The 17333-nt window shown below is 70.1% G+C and carries 11 protein-coding genes; 5 read left to right on the forward strand and 6 right to left on the reverse strand.

The features are described from left to right. The first annotated feature begins 475 nt into the window (after nucleotides 1-475). Nucleotides 476-3283, forward strand: a complete 2808-nt coding sequence (locus EBL85_RS11485; RefSeq protein ID WP_223806127.1) for a cation-transporting P-type ATPase — start codon at nucleotides 476-478, stop codon at nucleotides 3281-3283. Here EBL85_RS11485 and dnaE read toward each other — a convergent pair whose 3' ends face one another. Both dnaE and EBL85_RS11495 read right to left on the reverse strand, forming a co-directional pair. Continuing rightward, nucleotides 3284-6853 (reverse strand): DNA polymerase III subunit alpha, encoded by a 3570-nt coding sequence (gene dnaE, locus EBL85_RS11490; protein WP_123139737.1) that lies wholly within the window; start codon nucleotides 6851-6853, stop codon nucleotides 3284-3286. Between the two features lie 188 nt (nucleotides 6854-7041). Beyond that, on the reverse strand, nucleotides 7042-7554 hold the full coding sequence (locus tag EBL85_RS11495; protein ID WP_123139736.1) for a peroxiredoxin: 513 nt from the start codon (nucleotides 7552-7554) through the stop codon (nucleotides 7042-7044). Nucleotides 7555-7762: 208 nt separating this feature from the next. On the opposite strand from EBL85_RS11495, the gene EBL85_RS11500 reads away from it, so the two are divergent. After that, entirely contained in the window at nucleotides 7763-9136 is a 1374-nt protein-coding gene (locus EBL85_RS11500; protein ID WP_123142980.1) for a YihY/virulence factor BrkB family protein, read from the forward strand. A 9-nt stretch (nucleotides 9137-9145) separates the two neighbouring features. Here EBL85_RS11500 and EBL85_RS11505 read toward each other — a convergent pair whose 3' ends face one another. The 4 genes from EBL85_RS11505 to msrB all read right to left on the reverse strand — a co-directional run bounded on the left by EBL85_RS11505 (nucleotide 9146) and on the right by msrB (nucleotide 14471). After that, the gene (locus EBL85_RS11505; RefSeq protein ID WP_123142981.1) at nucleotides 9146-12013 is read right to left on the reverse strand and encodes an ATP-binding protein; all 2868 of its coding nucleotides are present in this window, start codon (nucleotides 12011-12013) and stop codon (nucleotides 9146-9148) included. Between the two features lie 133 nt (nucleotides 12014-12146). Next, a complete protein-coding gene (locus EBL85_RS11510) occupies nucleotides 12147-12629 on the reverse strand; it encodes an ATP-dependent zinc protease (protein ID WP_123139733.1) in 483 nt (160 codons plus the stop codon). A 31-nt stretch (nucleotides 12630-12660) separates the two neighbouring features. Beyond that, a complete protein-coding gene (locus EBL85_RS11515; protein ID WP_165913553.1) occupies nucleotides 12661-13566 on the reverse strand; it encodes a LysR family transcriptional regulator in 906 nt (301 codons plus the stop codon). Between the two features lie 503 nt (nucleotides 13567-14069). Then, on the reverse strand, nucleotides 14070-14471 hold the full coding sequence (msrB, locus tag EBL85_RS11530; RefSeq protein ID WP_123142982.1) for a peptide-methionine (R)-S-oxide reductase MsrB: 402 nt from the start codon (nucleotides 14469-14471) through the stop codon (nucleotides 14070-14072). 178 nt (nucleotides 14472-14649) lie between these two features. Between msrB and EBL85_RS11535 the strand changes: the two genes are divergently transcribed. The 3 genes from EBL85_RS11535 to asd are packed head-to-tail and all read left to right on the forward strand — an operon-like array spanning nucleotide 14650 to nucleotide 17332. Then, on the forward strand, nucleotides 14650-15831 hold the full coding sequence (locus tag EBL85_RS11535) for an alanine--glyoxylate aminotransferase family protein (protein ID WP_123142983.1): 1182 nt from the start codon (nucleotides 14650-14652) through the stop codon (nucleotides 15829-15831). An 8-nt stretch (nucleotides 15832-15839) separates the two neighbouring features. Next, the gene (locus EBL85_RS11540; RefSeq protein WP_223806128.1) at nucleotides 15840-16460 is read left to right on the forward strand and encodes a hypothetical protein; all 621 of its coding nucleotides are present in this window, start codon (nucleotides 15840-15842) and stop codon (nucleotides 16458-16460) included. Next, nucleotides 16457-17332 (forward strand): archaetidylserine decarboxylase, encoded by an 876-nt coding sequence (asd, locus tag EBL85_RS11545; protein WP_123142984.1) that lies wholly within the window; start codon nucleotides 16457-16459, stop codon nucleotides 17330-17332. Before EBL85_RS11540 ends, asd begins: the two co-directional genes overlap by 4 nt. Nucleotide 17333 lies beyond the last annotated feature (1 nt).

Genomic DNA, 17333 nt, shown 5'->3' on the forward strand with positions numbered 1-17333 from the left:
ATCTATTCAAGCTGCCAGCGATCAGCGACCAGCCTCCAGCCTCCAGCCTCCAGCCTCCAGCCTCCAGCCTCCAGCCTCCAGCGAGTGTGTGCGCTCGACGCCAGCGCCGCTTGCCATCCGCCGCGGCCCACGCTCCCGGCGTCAGTCTTTGAGGGCAGCGCAACTGGCGACTGGAGGCTGACCGCTGGAAGCTCTTATCCCCTTTGCGCCCTTTGTGTCTTTGCGGTTCGGTCTTTCCGGCTGGCGGCCGAAAGCTGAAACCCGGCCCCCACCGACTAGACTGAACTTGGTCGAGCGAGTCATACCCTAATGAGGTCAGGACCGCCGACTCCGTCCGCGCAGATCAATGGGGTTCAACACCTCGAACCCCGGCCTGGTTGCGACCTGGCCCCGCGCGACGACCACGGCGAGACCGTTTCACCGGAGCCCGGCGATCACCGCGCGGGCCCGCCCAGGCGAACAGGAGACCGCCCGTATGTCCGACATGCCCCTCACCCTGCTCTGGATCCTCGCGGCGCTGGCCGTCGGGGTCGGCACCGTGCTGTGGCTGGCGCGACGCCACCGCGAGCGCACGCCCACCACCACCGACGCGCCAGCCGCGCCGGACTGGCACGCCTTCGATGCCGACGAGATCCTCACCCGACTCGACGCCCCGGCCGCCGGGCTGAGCGGCGCGAGCGCCGCGCGCCGCCTCGCCGAGCACGGTCCCAACCGGCTGCCCGAGGGCAAGCAACGCGGCCCCTGGGCGCGCTTCCTCGCCCAGTTCCACGACGTGCTGATCTATGTGCTGCTGGTCGCCGGGGTGGTCACCGCACTGCTCCAGCACTGGCTCGACGCCGGGGTGATCCTCGGCGTGGTGCTGGTCAACGCGATCATCGGCTTCGTCCAGGAGGGCAAGGCCGAGGACGCGCTGCGCGCCATCCGCGACATGCTCTCGCAACACGCCCTGGTGTGGCGCGACGGCCGACTGGTCACGGTCGAGGCGAGCGATCTGGTGCCGGGCGATCTGGTGCAGCTGCAGTCGGGCGACAAGATCCCCGCCGACCTGCGTCTGCTCAAGGTCAAGGGACTGCAGATCGAGGAGGCGGCGCTCACCGGCGAGTCGGTGCCGGTCGAGAAGGACATTGAGCCGCTGGCCAGCGACGCCGTGCTCGCCGATCGGCGCTGCATGGCCTACTCAGGCACCCTGGTCACCGCCGGCCAGGGCACCGGGGTGGTGGTGGCCACCGGCGGCGCCACCGAGATCGGCCGGATCAGCGCCCTGGTCGCCGGAGTCGAGCAGATGACCACCCCGCTGCTGCGCCAGATGGCCCAGTTCGGGCGCTGGCTGACCGCGGTGATCCTGCTGGTGGCGGGGCTGGCCTTCGCCTTCGGCGTGCTGGTGCGCGACTACACCGCCGCCGAGATGTTCCTCGCCGCGGTGGGGCTCGCGGTCGCAGCCATCCCCGAGGGACTGCCGGCGATCATGACCATCACCCTGGCGATCGGGGTGCAGCGCATGGCCGGGCGCAACGCCATCATCCGCCGCCTGCCGGCGGTCGAGACCCTGGGCACGGTGGCGGTGATCTGCTCGGACAAGACCGGCACCCTCACCCGCAACGAGATGACCGTGCGCACCCTGGTCGATGCCACCCAGACGGTCGAGGTCGAGGGCAGCGGCTATGACCCCCACGGCGGCTTCAGCGTCGCCGGGCAGCCGCTGCAACCGAGTGACGACGCGCTGCTCGGGCGCATGCTGCGGGCGCTCGTCTGTTGCAACGACAGCGCGCTGGAGCAACAGCCCGAGGGCTGGCGGGTCAGCGGCGACCCGATGGAGGGCGCGCTGCTGGTCGCCGCCATCAAGGCCGGGCTCGATCCCGAGACGTTGAACCGCGAGCTGCCGCGCACCGACCTGATCCCCTTCGACTCGGCGCACAAGTTCATGGCCACCCTGCACCACGACCACCAGGGCGAGTGCGTCGTCTTCGTCAAGGGCGCGCCCGAGGCGCTGCTCGAGCGCTGCGAACAGGTCCAGGGCGTCGACGGGCCGCAGGCGCTCGATCGCGCCGACTGGCTCGCGCGTATGGAGCGACTGGCCGACGCCGGCCAGCGGGTGCTCGCGGTGGCGCTCAAACCGATGCCGAGTGGCACCACCACGCTGGCGTTCTCCGACCTCGACCAGGAGCTGGTACTGCTCGGTCTGGTCGGGCTCCAGGACCCGCCGCGCAGCGAGGCGATCAGCGCGGTGCGCGCCTGCGCCGAGGCCGGTATCCGGGTGAAGATGATCACCGGTGACCACGCCGCCACCGCCAGCGCCATCGCCCGTCAGGTGGGGCTCGCCAACCCCGAGGCGGTGCTCACCGGCGCCGAGCTCGATGGGCTCGACGAGCCGGCGCTGCGCGCCCGGGTCGGCGAGGTCGACGTCTATGCCCGCGTCACCCCCGAGCACAAGCTGCGACTGGTCGAGGCGCTGCAGGCCGAGGGTCGGGTGGTGGCGATGACCGGCGACGGGGTCAACGACGCCCCGGCGCTCAAGCGCGCCGACGTCGGCGTGGCGATGGGGATCAACGGCACCGAGGCGGCCAAGGAGGCCGCCGAGATGGTGCTCGCCGACGACAACTTCGCCTCCATCGCCAACGCCGTCGAGGAGGGACGCACCGTCTACGACAACCTCAAGAAGGCGATCGTCTTCATCCTCCCCACCAACGGCGGCGAGGCGCTGGTGGTGCTCGGCGCCCTGGTGATGGGCTTCCACCAGTTCCCGCTGACCCCGGTGCAGATCCTCTGGGTGAACATGATCACCGCCGTCACCCTCGCCCTGGCGCTGGCCTTCGAGCCGCCCGAACCGGGGGTGATGGCCCGCGCCCCGCGCGATGCCCGCGCGCCGGTGCTCGACCGGCGCCATCTGTGGCGCATCGGCTATGTCTCGCTGATCCTGATGATCGGCACCTTCGGACTCTTCCTGTGGTCGCTGGCGCGGGAGGCAAGCATCGAGGAGGCGCGCACCGTGGCGGTCAACACCCTGGTGATGTTCGAGATCTTCTATCTGTTCAACGCCCGCTACATCGACGCCCCGGTGCTCAGCGCGCGCGGCCTGCTCGGCAACCGCTATGCCCTGCTCGCGGTGGCGGTGCTGCTGCTCTTCCAGCTCGCCTTCACCTACCTCGGACCGCTGCAGCAGCTCTTCGGCACCGCACCGATCGCCGCCGGCGACTGGCTGGCGATCGTGCTGGTCGGCTCCACCGTGCTGTTTCTGGTCGAGCTGGAGAAGGCCCTGGTGCGCCGACGCCGGGGCGGCGGCTGATCAGGAGACGGCGCGCAGCGGCAGCGACGGCTCGCGCTGCGGCGCGGGCCGTGCCGGGCGCTCGTAGGAGACCCGCACCGCGCCGGCGCCGAGCAGCTGGCGCAGCCGCTTGAGCAGCAGGTCGGTCGGCTGCACCCGCCAGGCCTCGCCGAGCACCAGCTCGCCGCGGGCGCCGGGACGACGATAGCGCAGCCGCACCGGCAGATCGCCGTCGCGGTACTCGCCGAGCAGCGCGGCGAGCGCCTCGACCCGCGCCAGCCCGGCGGTATGCGCCGCCGGGTCGGAGAGATCGAGTTCGAGCATCAGGTGATCGGCACGCGAGGCGCGCGCCTGCTCGAAGGTGCGCACGTCGTCGGCACGCAGGCTCCAGCTGTCGCGATACTCGTCGAAGCTCAGGGTGCCGGTGATGGCGAGGATCTGGTCGGACTGCAGCAGGTGACGAGACTCCTCGTAGAGATCGGAGAACACCGTCGCCTCGATCCGCCCGGTGCGGTCATCGAGCACCACCGAACCCATCCGTCCGCGCTGGGTCTTGCCGTGACGCACCCCGACCACCAGCCCGACCACGGTGCGCTTCTCGCGATCGCGCCCGCGTCGCCCCTGGTCGCGATCGGTCTCGAGCAACCGGCCGATGCGCAGCCCGACCATGGCGCCGAGTTCCTCCTCGAAGCGATCGATCGGGTGACCGGTGAGATAGAGCCCGAGGGTCTCCTTCTCGCCGAGCAGACGCTGCTCGTCGTCCCAGTCGGGGTGCGGCTCACGTGCCAGCTGGGGATCGGGCTCGGGGGCCGCGGCGTCCTCCAGCGCGCCGAACAGGTCGCCCTGCCCGGCCGCCTCGGTGGCATGCTGCTGCTCGGCGAACTTGAGCGCCAGCGGCAGCTCCGCCATCAGGGTGGCGCGGTTGGCGCCGAGTTCGTCGAGCGCGCCGGCGCGGATCAGCGCCTCGAGCACCCGCCGGTTGGCGCGGTGCAGGTCGATGCGCTGGCAGAAGTCCCAGAGATCGCGGAAGGGACCGCCGGCCTCGCGCGCGGCGATCATCGACTCGATCGCGCCCTCGCCGACACCCTTGATCGCGCCCATGCCGTAGATCACGGTGCGATCGCCGGAGACGGTGAAGCGATAGGCCGAGCGGTTGATCGCCGGCGGCTCGACGGCGAGCTTCATCGCCCGACACTCGTCGATCAGGGTCACCACCTTGTCGGTGTTGTCCATGTCGGCGCTGAGCACCGCGGCCATGAAGGCGGCCGGATAATGGGCCTTGAGCCACAGGGTGTGATAGCTGACCAGGGCGTAGGCGGCCGAGTGCGACTTGTTGAAGCCGTAGCCGGCGAACTTGTCCATCAGGTCGAAGATATAGGTCGCGGTGGCCAGCTCCACGCCGCGCTCGACCGCCCCCTTCTCGAAGATGGCGCGTTGCTTGTCCATCTCCGACTGTTTCTTCTTGCCCATGGCGCGACGCAGCAGGTCGGCGCCGCCGAGCGAGTAGCCGGCCAGCACCTGGGCGATCTGCATCACCTGCTCCTGGTAGAGGATGACGCCATAGGTGGGCTTGAGGATGGGTTCGAGCGCGGGGTGCGGATAAGCAACCTCGGCGCGACCGTGCTTGCGGTCGATGAAGTCGTCGACCATGCCCGATTGCAGCGGACCGGGACGGAACAGCGCCACCAGCGCGGTCATGTCCTCGAAGCTGTCGGGCTGGAGCTTCTTGATCAGCTCCTTCATGCCGCGCGATTCGAGCTGGAAGACGGCGGTGGTCTCGCAACGCTTGAGCAGGCCGAAGGCGGTCTCATCGTGCGGGTCGATGAGGTTGATGTCGAGCGGCCCCTCGCCATTGCGCGCGCGCGTCTCGTTGATGGTCTTGAGCGCCCAATCGATGATGGTGAGGGTACGCAGACCGAGGAAGTCGAACTTGACCAGACCGACCTGCTCGACGTCGTCCTTGTCGTACTGGGTGACCAGATTCTCGCCGCCGGGCTCGCAGTAGAGCGGTGCGAAGTCGGTGAGCACGGTCGGGGCGATGACCACGCCGCCGGCGTGCTTGCCGGCGTTGCGCGTCAGCCCCTCGAGCTTGCGCGCCATGTCGATCAGCGCCCGGATCTCCTCGTCGCGCTCGTAGCTGTCGGCCAGGTCCTCGCTCTCGATCAGCGCCTTCTCCAGGGTCATGCCCAGCTCGAAGGGCACCATCTTCGCCACCCGGTCGACGAAGCCGTAGGGGTGGCCCATCACCCGCCCGACGTCGCGCACCACCGCCTTGGCCGCCATGGTGCCGAAGGTGATGATCTGCGACACCGCGTTGCGCCCGTACTTGCGCGCGACATAGTCGATGACGGTATCGCGCCCCTCCATGCAGAAGTCGACGTCGAAGTCGGGCATGGAGACGCGCTCGGGGTTGAGGAAGCGCTCGAACAGCAGGTCGTGCTCGATCGGGTCGAGGTCGGTGATCTTGAGCGCGTAGGCCACCAGCGAGCCGGCGCCCGAGCCGCGGCCCGGTCCCACCGGGATACCGTGTTCCTTGGCCCACTGGATGAAGTCGGCGACGATCAGGAAGTAGCCGGGGAAGCCCATGCCGAGGATCACGTCGAGCTCGACGGCGAGGCGCTCATCATAGACCTTGCGCCGCTCGGCGAAGTCCGGCGCGCTGGTGTCGAAGGTGCGCCCGAGTCGCCACTCCAACCCCCGGCGCGACTGCTCGGAGAAGAAGGTCTCGATGGTCATCCCCTCGGGCACCGGGAAGTCGGGCAGCGAGTGGGTGCCGAGGGTCAGTTCGAGGTTGCAGCGCTTGGCGATCTCGACCGAGTTCTCCAGCGCCTCGGGCAGGTCGGAGAACAGCTCGGCCATCTCCTCCGGGGTGCGCAGATACTGCTCGGGGCTGTAGCGAGGGGTGCGCCGCGGGTCATCGAGGGTGCGTCCGTCGTGGATGCACACCCGCACCTCGTGGGCGTCGAAGTCCGCCGCGGCGAGGAAGCGCACGTCGTTGGTGGCCACCACCGGGGCGTCGCAGCGCAGCGCCAGCGCCACGCTCGACTCGACCAGCCGCGCCTCGCGCGGTCGGCCGGTGCGGATCAGCTCGAGATAGTAGCGATCGCCGAACACTGCCTGCCAGCGCGCCAGACGCCGCTCGGCGAGCGCCGCGTCGCCGTCGAGCAGCGCCCGGCCGACATCGCCCTCGGGACCGCCGGAGAGCGCGATCAGGCCCTCGGCGGCGGCCTCCACCCAATCGCGCTCGACCATGGCCACGCCCTGGTGCTGACCGTCGACATAGCCGCGCGAGATCAGCCGGGTGAGGTTGCGATAGCCGGTGGCGTTCTCCACCAGCAGTACCAGCCGGAAGGGTCGGTTGGCGTCGTCGGGGTCGCGGATCAGCAGATCGGCGCCGGCGATCGGCTTGATGCCGGCGCCGAGCGCGGCCTTGTAGAAGCGCACCAGCGCGAACAGGTTGCACTGGTCGGTGATCGCCACGGCGGGCATCCCGGCGGCGGCGGTGGCCTTGATCAACGGTTTGATCCGCACCAGGCCGTCGACCAGGGAGTACTCGGAGTGGACGTGGAGATGAACGAAGCTGGGTTCCACGGGGGTCCTTCGCGGTTGTGTGTCTGGGGCGGTCGAGGCGCTCACGGCGACCCTAGTCTAAGCGGCCCGGCGGCCCGGGGAGTTCGATAAAACCCATCACGATCCGCGCCGGGATAGGCGCCCGGGCGCCCCGGGGGCCAGCCGCACCGAGACCAGCGTGGATCGTTCGATCAGGGGGCGGGACGGGGTCAGGGCGAGGTCAGCGCACGCACCTGATCGAGCACCTCGGGGGCGTCCCAGGCAAGATCGCCGAGCAGTTCGAGCGCCACCCGACCCTCGGGGTCGATGACATAGGAGGTCGGCAGCCCGCGCACCCCGTAGTCGAGCGTCACCGTCGAGCCGGGATCGACCAGCAGCGGGAAGCCGAGCCCGAAACGCGCGCCGAAATCGGCGACGGTGGCGGCGTCCTCGTCGACGTTGATGGCGAGGATCTCCACCCCGTCGTCGGCCAATGCCTCGTAGGCGCGCTGCATCGAGGGCATCTCGGCGCGACAGGGCGGGCACCAGGTCGCCCAGAAATTGAGGATCACCACCCGGCCACGATAGTCGGCCAGTCGCAGCGTCTCGCCCGCCGGGGTGTCGAGGCCGAAGTCCGGCGCCGGCAGCGGCTCGGGCAGGGTGTCCAGGACATCGGCCCGGAGCGGTCCGACCAGGATCAACGACAGCAACAGCAGCACAGGCGCACGGGACAGGACAGTCATGGCTCGGGGACTCCGCATCAGGAAACCAGGGGGACGGCGGCGCTGACGGACCGTCGCTGCCGCCTTGCATCGGTCGCCCGGACGGGTAGGATCGGGGCCCGGGAGACACGCCGGCGAGGCGCCGGATCCCGCCGTGGGCGACAAGGATAGCATCTCGCGCCCGGGCCCAACGAGCCGGGCCGAGACAACGATCATCGGGGCAGCCACCATGCAGGCCAAGACAGCCTTCGTCACACGACTGGAGCAGATACTGTGGAGCGAGCGCGGCACGCGTCCACGCTGGCAGCGACCGCTGATCTGCCTGGCGCGGCTGCTCCACGCCCTCGCGCGCGATCTCACCGAGGGCAACCTCAGGCTCCACGCCATGGGACTGGTCTACACCACCCTGCTCTCGCTGGTGCCGCTGCTGGCGGTGAGCTTCTCGGTGCTCAAGGGCTTCGGCGTCCACAACCAGCTCGAACCCCTGCTGCAGAATGCCCTGGCGCCACTCGGCGAGTCGGGCCAGGAGATCAACACCCGGCTGATCGAGTTCGTCGACCGGATGCAGGTCGGGGTGCTCGGATCGGTCGGTCTGGCGCTGCTGCTCTATACCGTGATCTCGTTGATCCAGAAGATCGAGCAGGCGTTCAACTACACCTGGCGGGTCGAGCGGCCGCGCCCCTTCGCCCAGCGCTTCACCCAGTACATGAGCGTGCTGCTGGTCGGGCCGGTGCTGTTCTTCTCCGCGCTCGGGCTCTCGGCCTCGCTCGGCGACAACGTCTATGTGCGCTCGCTGATGGCGGTCGCCCCGCTCGGGGTGCTGCTCGAACTGGCGCGGCTGCTCGCGCCCTATCTGCTGATCTCGCTGACCTTCGCCTTCTTCTACATGTTCGTCCCCAACGCCCGGGTGCGCATCGTCTCGGCGCTGGTCGGGGCGCTGGCCGCGGGCCTGCTGTGGGAGGCGGCCGGGGCGCTGTTCTCGACCTTCATCGGCGGCTCCACCCGCTATACCGCGATCTACTCCAGCCTGGCGATCCTCATCCTGCTGATGATCTGGATCTATGTCGCCTGGCTGATCCTGCTGGTCGGCGCGAGCATCGCCTTCTACCACCAGCACCCGCACTATCTCGACGGTCGCACCCGCGAGCCGCGACTGAGCAACCGGCTGCGCGAGCGCCTGCCCCTGCAGTTGGCCGCGCGCATCGCCCGCGCCCACCACCGCGGCCAGACCGCGCCGAGCCAGGTCGAATTGGCCGCCGAACTGGGGGTGGCCGAGGGCGTGCTCGAACAGCCGCTGCGGCTGCTCGAGTCACGCGAGGTGGTGCTCGCCACCGCCACCGAACCGGTCGGCTACGTCCCCGCGCAGGACCCCGGGCGCATCACCATCGCCTGGCTGCTGGCGCGGATCCGCAGCTTCGAGGAAGAGGAGGACGGCTATCGGCCGCGCCCGCCCGAGGCGGCGCTCGGCACGCTCGAGGCACGCCTCGAGGAGAGTCGCGAGGCGGTGCTCGGCACCCTCACCCTGGCCGCGCTCGCCACGGCGGACGGCGACGACAGAGACGACAGCGAGGACGGCGAGGACTGCAACAAGACTGCCGCCTGAGCCAGCGGCTCAGAGCCTCACCTCCAGCGTCTCGGCGAGCCGGTGCACCGCCGTCTCGCCGCCACGGAAGTCGAAGTGCTCGACCGCCTCGCGCAGCGTCTCCACCGCAGACGGCCCGAGCAGGCCCTCGAGATCGGCGAGCAACGGCTTGATCGCCGCCGGACTGTCGCTGTCGAGGGCCGCAAGCAGCTCGCCGAGCAACGCCCGCGCCCGTTCTGGATCCACTCCCGCGGCGACTGCGGTCGCCGGCGGCGTCTCGGCACCAGCCGGAGCGAAGCGCTCGATGCTGGCAAGGGCCTGATCGAGCGCCCGCTGCAGCCGCGCGCGCGCCTCCTCGGTGTCATCCCGACCCTGGCGCTGGAGCTGGTTGAGCGCCATGGCCGCCTCGGCCACATCGGTCAGTCCGAGATTGCCCGCAGCACCCTTGAGCTTATGGGTCAGGCGCTCGCCCGACTCGATATCGACCGCACCGAGCAGCCTGGCATCCTCGCCATGATCGCGCACGAACTGGCGCAGATAACGCCGATAGCGCTTGGCATCACGCCACAGCGCCAGGCCGCGCTCGACATCCAGGCCGGGGTAGTGCGGCGCGGGCGCGGGCTGGCGGCGTCCCGCCCGCGCGGCAACCCGGCGCCTGGTCAGGCGCGCGATCAGCGCCACCACCTCGTCGACGTCGAACGGCTTGCCGACGAAGGCGCACATGCCGGCATCGAGCGCCGCCTGGCGCTCGCTCTCGAGCACCCCGGCGCTGACCGCCACCACCGGGACCCGCTCGAGCGCCGGGTTGGCGCGGATCTGTCGCGTCGCCTCGTAACCGTCGAGGACCGGCATCTGGATGTCCATCAGCACCAGATCGACACTATCGGGATGGGCGTTGAGCCAGTCGACCGCCTCGCGTCCGTTGTCGGCCAGCACCACCTCGGCGCCGACGTCAGCGAGAATGGTCCGGGCCAGATCGCGATTGATCTCGCTGTCGTCGACCACCATGACCTGCAGTCCGGCGAGGCTCAGCGCCTCGCGACCGACCTCGTCCGACCGGGATGCGCCATCACCGACCTCCTGCGGGGCAAGAACCTCGAACCCCAGGGTGAACCAGAAGCGGCTCCCCTGCCCCGGCGCGCTCTCGACGCCGATGCGCCCGCCCATCTCCTCGACCAGCCGCTGACAGATTGCCAGCCCCAGCCCGGTGCCTCCGAAGCGTCGGGTGGAGGAGACATCGACCTGGGTGAAGGGCGAGAAGATGTCGCGCTGCTGGGACGGCGCGATGCCGATGCCGGTATCGGTCACCGAGAAGCGCAGCCATACCTGTCGCGCCTCGGCCTCGCGCAGTCGCTCCACGGCCACCGTCACCTCGCCACGCTCGGTGAACTTGAGCGCGTTGCCGATCAGGTTGACCAGCACCTGTTCGATCCGCAGCGGGTCTCCACGCAGCCGCTCGCATCCTTCCGGGACCGGCAGCAGCTGCAGGTTCAGGCGCTTCTCCGCGGCCTCGAGCGCCATCAGCTCGCGAACCTCGTCGAGCAGCTCGGCCAGGTCGAAGGGGCGATCGAGGATCTCCACCCCGCCGGCCTCGATACGCGAGAAGTTGAGGATGTCGTCGATGATCCCCTGCAGGGTGCGTCCCGCCGTCTGGATACGCCCGACCAGCACGCCGGCACGGTCGGGCAGGGTCATCTTGCCGAGCAGATAGCTGAACCCGAGGATGGCGTTCATCGGGGTGCGGATCTCGTGGCTCATGTTGGCGAGGAAGTCGGCCTTGGCCCGTGTCGCCATCTCGGCCGCCTCGGCACGCTGCTCGAGCGCCTGATTGAGTCGCTCGATACGAAACTGCGAGCGGGTGATCAGCACACACAACAGCGCCGCCACCAGCGCCATCACCACGCTGACACCCGCCACCGAGGCGATGACGCGACCATACATCGCCGCCAGCTGCTGCGGTTCGAGACGCGCCAGGACCGTCCAGCGATGATCCTGCGGCCCCACCACCAAGGGTGCCGGCTCGGAGGAGCCCGGCGGCAGGCTGCTCGCCACCTCCTGCAACGGCACCACGGTCTCCCAGGTCCACAGACCGCTCTCGTCCTGACGCTGGCCACTCGGCGCGGCCTGGATCGCCGCCCAGAGCTCGGGATAGCGCGCCCCCAGGCTGACCTGGGTCCCGAGCGCGAAGCCCCATTCGTCGGCGGGATCCTGGCTGCGCAGCCAGGCGCCATCTTGATCGACCACCATCAGCCGCGCACCATCGTCACCGACGGCGGCCACCACGGCATCGAGCAACGGCGCGCCGAGATAGTTGGCGATCAGGATGCCGTGGCGCTCACCAGCATCGCTGAACACCGGCAGCGCCACCCGATAGACCGGCTTGAGCGGTCGCTCGATGATGCCGTGCTCGATGTTGAGGTCCAGCCGCGAGACATGGACCCCCCCTGGAGGCAGCGCGCTGGCGACCTGGAAATAGCGGCGTCCCGACTTGTCCTGCAGACGCGACGCCGCGACCTGCCGAGGCTGTCCGTCGACCCAGTCGACCCGCATCCGCTCGCGACCATCGCTGCCGATCCAGCGCAGCTGGTCGAACTTGGGGTTGGCGATCATGTAGAGGGAGAACTGTCGCGCCAGCCGGGGCATGGCGTCGGCGCGCCGCCCGGCCACCGCGTCGCGCAACGCCGGCAGACGGATCAGATACTCGACGTCGCTGATCGCATCGCGCAGATGCTGACGGGCCAGCTGCGCGGCGCGCGTGACCATCTCGCCATCGGCAACGGCCTTCACCGCGTGGGCGTGACGGATCTCGGCGGCGACGAAGAAGGCGACCCCGGCACCGATCAGCGCCAGTGCACCGAGATAGAGGACGAAGAAATTGCGCAGTGCGTTGCTCGCCAAGGTCTCGCATCTCCCGGATGCCGATGGACAAGGGCGGACGCCAGAACCTTGGGAGCGACGAGCGCCCGTTGCAGGCAAGTTATCACTCCCGTCCCCGTGCGCCCAGTCACCCACCGCCGAGCGGCGTCACGACTCAGCCGCCGCGATAGCGCGCCTCGGCATCCTCGACCCGTCCGGTGAGAAAGGAGCCGGCCGGATCGACCCGGGCCGCGCCCGCGACCATCGCGGTACGCCCGAGCAGCATGCGAAACAGCATCGACTCACGGTTGGTCAGGGTGAGCTCGATCGGCCACTCCCGCCCCGCGACCCGCAGCGGGGTCTGGATGACGTAACGCTCCTCGCGATGTCCGCCCGAGTCGCTCACCCGCCGCCGGTCGATCACCTCGGCCTCGGCATGGATCACCAGATCGGCGCACTGCTTCAACGGATGGACGCCGAAGCGCACATAGCGGTTGCCGCCACGACTGAAGGGGTCGACATAGAAGGCGTGCAGCGCCGAGGTCCGCGCGCCGGTATCGATCTTTGCCTTGATCAGCGGCAACCCGAGCTCGGGCAGCGCCAGCCACTCGCGCCAGCCCAGCAACAGCGGCGCGGATTCGGAAGGACTATGCATCATTTCAGGTCCATGGCCCCGGGCGGGGCAGGGTTCAGGGTCCCGACGATGCGTCCCGGACGCTCGCCGGCCACTCCGGCAACGCCTCCGCGGGAGGCGTCTCGCCGGTCTTGCGCAACAATGCCACCGCGGTCTCGACCGGGTCGCGATCGATCACTCCATCGCGGATCGCCAGGTGCGGATGCAACGAGAAGCTGGGGGCCGCGGCCACCGCCGTCAGCCAGCCCTCGCGCGCCGCCGACTCGACCCATGGCCGCGGCAGATAGGCCGAGCCACCGATCTCGCGCAACAGATCGAGCGCCGCCCGTCCCTGATCGACTCGCATCCGGCAGGCCAGATCGACGGCCAGACGCTCGGCGTGCATGGTCAGGAAGCGTGTCCCCCAATCGACCAGGATATAGCCCTCGCCGAGCGCCCGCTCCAGCCCGATGTCGGATTCGCTGCTGGCCAGCACCAGCTCGACGCGCGCCAGCGGCTCGCTCGGACAGCAGCGCGACTCGACCGGCTCGCCGAGCAGCGCGAGGTCCAGGGAGCCATCGGCCAGACGCTGTAGCAGCGTCGCCGCCGACAGCAGCTCCAGGCGCAGCTCCACCCAGGGCTGCGCCCGGCGCAGCACGGCAACCCGCTCGCGCACCCCGAGCGACCACAGATCCGGGATGCAGCCGAGCGCGAGGGTGTGACGCTGCTCGCCGACGAGCTCGGCGCGCGCCCGCGCCCAGCTGCGCACGATGCGCTCGGCGTGCTGCAACAACCGCTGCCCCGGCTCGGTGAGGCGGATATCGCCGCGTCGGCGTTCGAACAACACCACCCCGAGCACCGATTCGAGCAGCTTGACCCGCGCGCTCACCGCCGATTGACTGACGCAGAGCGCACTGGCGGCGCGACCGAAATGACGATGACGGGCGACCTCGATGAAGGTCTTGAGCAGGGCGATATCCAAGGGTTCGACTCGATAGCAGCGACACGATCGACGCCGGCGCAACCGAGGCCGACGCGGCATTCGGGAGGATTGAACCGCAAAGCCGCGCGGGACGCCAGCTACCAGCTACCAGCTACCAGCTACCAGCTACCAGCTACCAGCTACCAGCTACCAGCTACCAGCTACCAGCTACCAGCTACCAGCTACCAGGGGATTGAACCGCGAAGGCGCGAAGGGCGCAAAGGGGCTCAAGTTGTAAGCGACCAGTCTCCAGCAGCCAGTGGGAGTGCGCCCTCGACGACAGCACTGCCTGCCATCAGCCGTCACGCACGCTCTCGGTGCCAGCACTTGAGGGCAGGCAGCCACTTTCAACTGGCGGCTGATCGCTGGAGGCTCTTCTTCCCTTTGCGCCCTTCGCGCCTTCGCGGTTCAATCCCCGGCTGGCGGCTGGCGGCTGGCGGCTGGCGGCTGGCGGCTGGCGGCTGGCGGCTGGCGGCTGGCGGCTGGGGACCGATGGCTGACCGCTACCCCTCCCCGGTGTCCAGCGTGAGGGCCACGGAGTTGATGCAGTAGCGCTCGCCGGTGGGGGCCGGGCCGTCGGGGAAGACGTGACCGAGGTGGGCACCGCAGCGTCGGCAGTGGACCTCGGTGCGTTCCATGCCGTGACTGTGGTCGGCGGCGCGCGCCACCGTCCCCGGCGCGTGCGGGCTGTGGAAGCTCGGCCAGCCGGTGCCGGAGTCGAACTTGGCCGCGGCGTCGAACAGCGGCTCGCCGCAACACACGCAGCGAAACAGCCCCGGCCCCTTGTAGTCGTGATAGGCGCCGGTGAAGGCACGCTCGGTGCCCCGCTCACGGCACACCTGATACTGCTCCGGGGTCAGGCGCGCGCGCCATTCCTCATCGCTCAGCTCGATCTCGTCGCTCATCGTCCACCTCCGATTTCTGCCGCTGTCACTGGGGTGCGAGTGGTCGCGCCGGGCCGTCTTGAGCGCCCTGGGGACGCCCCGTATACTCCGGAAGCTCCCGACAGCGACCAGTCGCGGCAGATCCATCGCCCGCGCCCCGGCGCTCGCCATCAAAACGAACGACACCGGAACGCAGACCATGATCCACTCCTTCAATCCCCCTGCACGCACCTTGATGGGGCCGGGACCGGCCGATGTCCACCCGCGCGTGCTCGCCGCCCTCGCCCGTCCCACCATCGGTCATCTCGACCCGGCCTTCGTCGCCATGATGGACGAGCTCAAGACCCTGCTGCGCGGCGCCTTCCGCACCGACAACGCGCTGACCATGCCGGTCTCGGCCCCCGGATCGGCGGGGATGGAGATCTGCTTCGTCAACCTGGTCGAGCCGGGCGACACCGTAGTGGTGTGCATCAACGGGGTGTTCGGCACGCGGATGAAGGAGAACGTCGAGCGCGCCGGCGCCACCGCGGTGGTGGTCGAGGGCACCTGGGGGCGCGCCGTCGACCCCGAGCAGGTCGAGCGCACCCTCGCCGCCCATCCCGAGGCGCGCATCCTCGCCTTCGTCCATGCCGAGACCAGCACCGGCGCCTGCTCCGATGCCCAGGCGCTGGCCGAGATCGCGCGCCGTCACGACTGCCTGACCATCTGCGACGCGGTCACCTCGCTCGGCGGCAGCCCGTTGGAGGTCGACGCCTGGGGGCTCGACGCGGTCTACTCGGGCTCGCAGAAGTGTCTCAGCTGCACCCCGGGGCTAGCCCCGGTGACCTTCAGCGAGCGCGCGCTCGACAAGGTCCGCGCCCGCACCACCAAGGTCAACAGCTGGTTCCTCGACCTCAACCTGATCATGGGCTACTGGAGCGGCGAGCAGAAGCGCAGCTACCACCACACCGCCCCGGTCAACGCCCTCTACGCCCTGCACGAGTCGCTGGTGATGCTCGCCGAGGAGGGCATCGAACAGGCCTGGGCGCGGCACGCCCATCACCACCAGGCACTGCGCGCCGGGCTCGAGGCCCTGGGGCTGGAGCTGATCGTGCCCGAGGCCGAGCGCCTGCCACAGCTCAGCGCCGTGGCGGTGCCGGCCGGGATCGACGAGGCCGAGATCCGCACCCGACTGCTCGCGCGCTACAACCTCGAACTCGGCGCCGGGCTCGGCAGCCTCGCCGGCAAGGTGTGGCGCATCGGGCTGATGGGCTACAGCAGCCGTCCCGAGAACATCCTGCTCTGTCTCGGCGCGCTCGGCACCGAACTCGGCGCGCTCGGCCACCAGACCGACACCGGCGCGGCGCTCGCCGCGGCGCGCGCGGTGCTGGGGACGGACTGAGGCGGATCGTGGTGCAGCTCGCCAATCGCCGCCCGCTGGCGGCACGCCTGATCCTGATGCTGCTCGCCATGGCGATACTGGTGCTCGGCTACCAGTGGGGGAACCAGTACCAGCGCCGTCATGCCGAGCCGCCGACGATCAGCGGGGTGCTGCTGCGCCCGCCGCTGGCGGCCCCCGAGTTCGCCCTGGAGGACGCCCTCGGGCGTCCCTTCGACCGCGCCCGACTCGGCGCCGACTGGACCCTGCTCGCCTTCGGCTCGCTCGCCGACGCCTCCGGTCAGCGCGCGCTGCAGCGCCTGATCGAGACCCGCAACCGGCTCGCCGATCGGCCCGAGATCGCCGGAGCGCTGCGCCTGGTGCTGATCGACGGCGGCGCCGATCGCGCCCGGGCGCGCGACTTCAGTCGGCTCTCGCCGGCGCTCGACATCGTCTCGGGCCCGCCCGAGGCGCGCGCGCCGCTCGCCGCGCTGGGCGACGACACGGACGCCGGATCGACCCCGATCCTGGTATTCGCGCCGGGCGCGCGACTGCTGGCGATCCTCCCCGGCACCGCCGCCGGTGCCACCCTGGCCGCCGATCTGGCGGCGCTTCACGCCGCCGCGCCGGCGTTGCTCGCGGAGACCCCATGACCCGATCCGACTGGGGCGAACGGCTGTTCGTCGCCCTGCAGTACCTGTTGCCACAGCGTCTGCTCTCCGAGCTGATGCACCGTCTCTCACGACTGCGCTGGCGCCCGTTGAAGCGCCTGCTGATCCACGGCTTCGCCCGCCACTACCGGATCGACATGCAGCAAGCCGCCGAGCCCGACCTCGACGCCTATCCCCACTTCAACGCCTTCTTCACCCGCGCGCTGCGCGCCGAGGCGCGCCCGCTCGACCCCGACCCGCGCGCCCTGCTCTGCCCGGTCGACGGCGCGATCAGCCAGATCGGACGCATCGAGAACGGACGGCTGATCCAGGCCAAGGGCCAGGACTACGCCGTCGACACCCTGCTCGGGCTCGATCCCGGCGCATCGCACCCGTTCGAGGGCGGGCACTTCGTCACCATCTATCTCTCGCCGCGCGACTATCACCGCATCCACATGCCGCTGGCCGGGCGGTTGCTGGAGATGACCCATGTCCCGGGCGCACTGTTCAGCGTCAACGCCGCTACCGCCAACCGGGTGCCGGGGCTGTTCGCCCGCAACGAGCGTCTGGTGACCCGCTTCGAGACCGCGGCCGGCGAGCTGGCGCAGGTGCTGGTGGGGGCGATCTTCGTCGGCGGCATCGAGACGGTGTGGTCCGGGGTGGTGACGCCGCCGCACCGGCTCGGCCCGCCCAACCGTCAGGACTATCGCGAGGCCGCGCCGGTAGAACTCGCGCGCGGCGCCGAGATGGGCCGCTTCAACCTCGGCTCGACCGTGGTGGTGCTGCTGCCGCGCGGGCGCGTCGACTGGGAGACCGGGCTCGCCCCGGGACAGACGGTGCGCCTCGGCCAGCGCCTCGGCACCCTCGCCGACTAGA

Source organism: Marichromatium sp. AB32 (assembly GCF_003718675.1).
GTDB classification, from domain to species: domain Bacteria; phylum Pseudomonadota; class Gammaproteobacteria; order Chromatiales; family Chromatiaceae; genus Marichromatium; species Marichromatium gracile.

What these genes read in the sequence shown, in the direction of transcription:
- EBL85_RS11485 (WP_223806127.1), top strand. Translation starts at nt 476, where the DNA reads ATGTCCGACATGCCCCTCACCCTGCTCTGGATCCTCGCGGCGCTGGCC.
- EBL85_RS11495 (WP_123139736.1), bottom strand. Translation starts at nt 7,554, where the DNA reads ATGACTGTCCTGTCCCGTGCGCCTGTGCTGCTGTTGCTGTCGTTGATC.
- EBL85_RS11500 (WP_123142980.1), top strand. Translation starts at nt 7,763, where the DNA reads ATGCAGGCCAAGACAGCCTTCGTCACACGACTGGAGCAGATACTGTGG.
- EBL85_RS11510 (WP_123139733.1), bottom strand. Translation starts at nt 12,629, where the DNA reads ATGATGCATAGTCCTTCCGAATCCGCGCCGCTGTTGCTGGGCTGGCGC.
- msrB (WP_123142982.1), bottom strand. Translation starts at nt 14,471, where the DNA reads ATGAGCGACGAGATCGAGCTGAGCGATGAGGAATGGCGCGCGCGCCTG.
- EBL85_RS11535 (WP_123142983.1), top strand. Translation starts at nt 14,650, where the DNA reads ATGATCCACTCCTTCAATCCCCCTGCACGCACCTTGATGGGGCCGGGA.
- asd (WP_123142984.1), top strand. Translation starts at nt 16,457, where the DNA reads ATGACCCGATCCGACTGGGGCGAACGGCTGTTCGTCGCCCTGCAGTAC.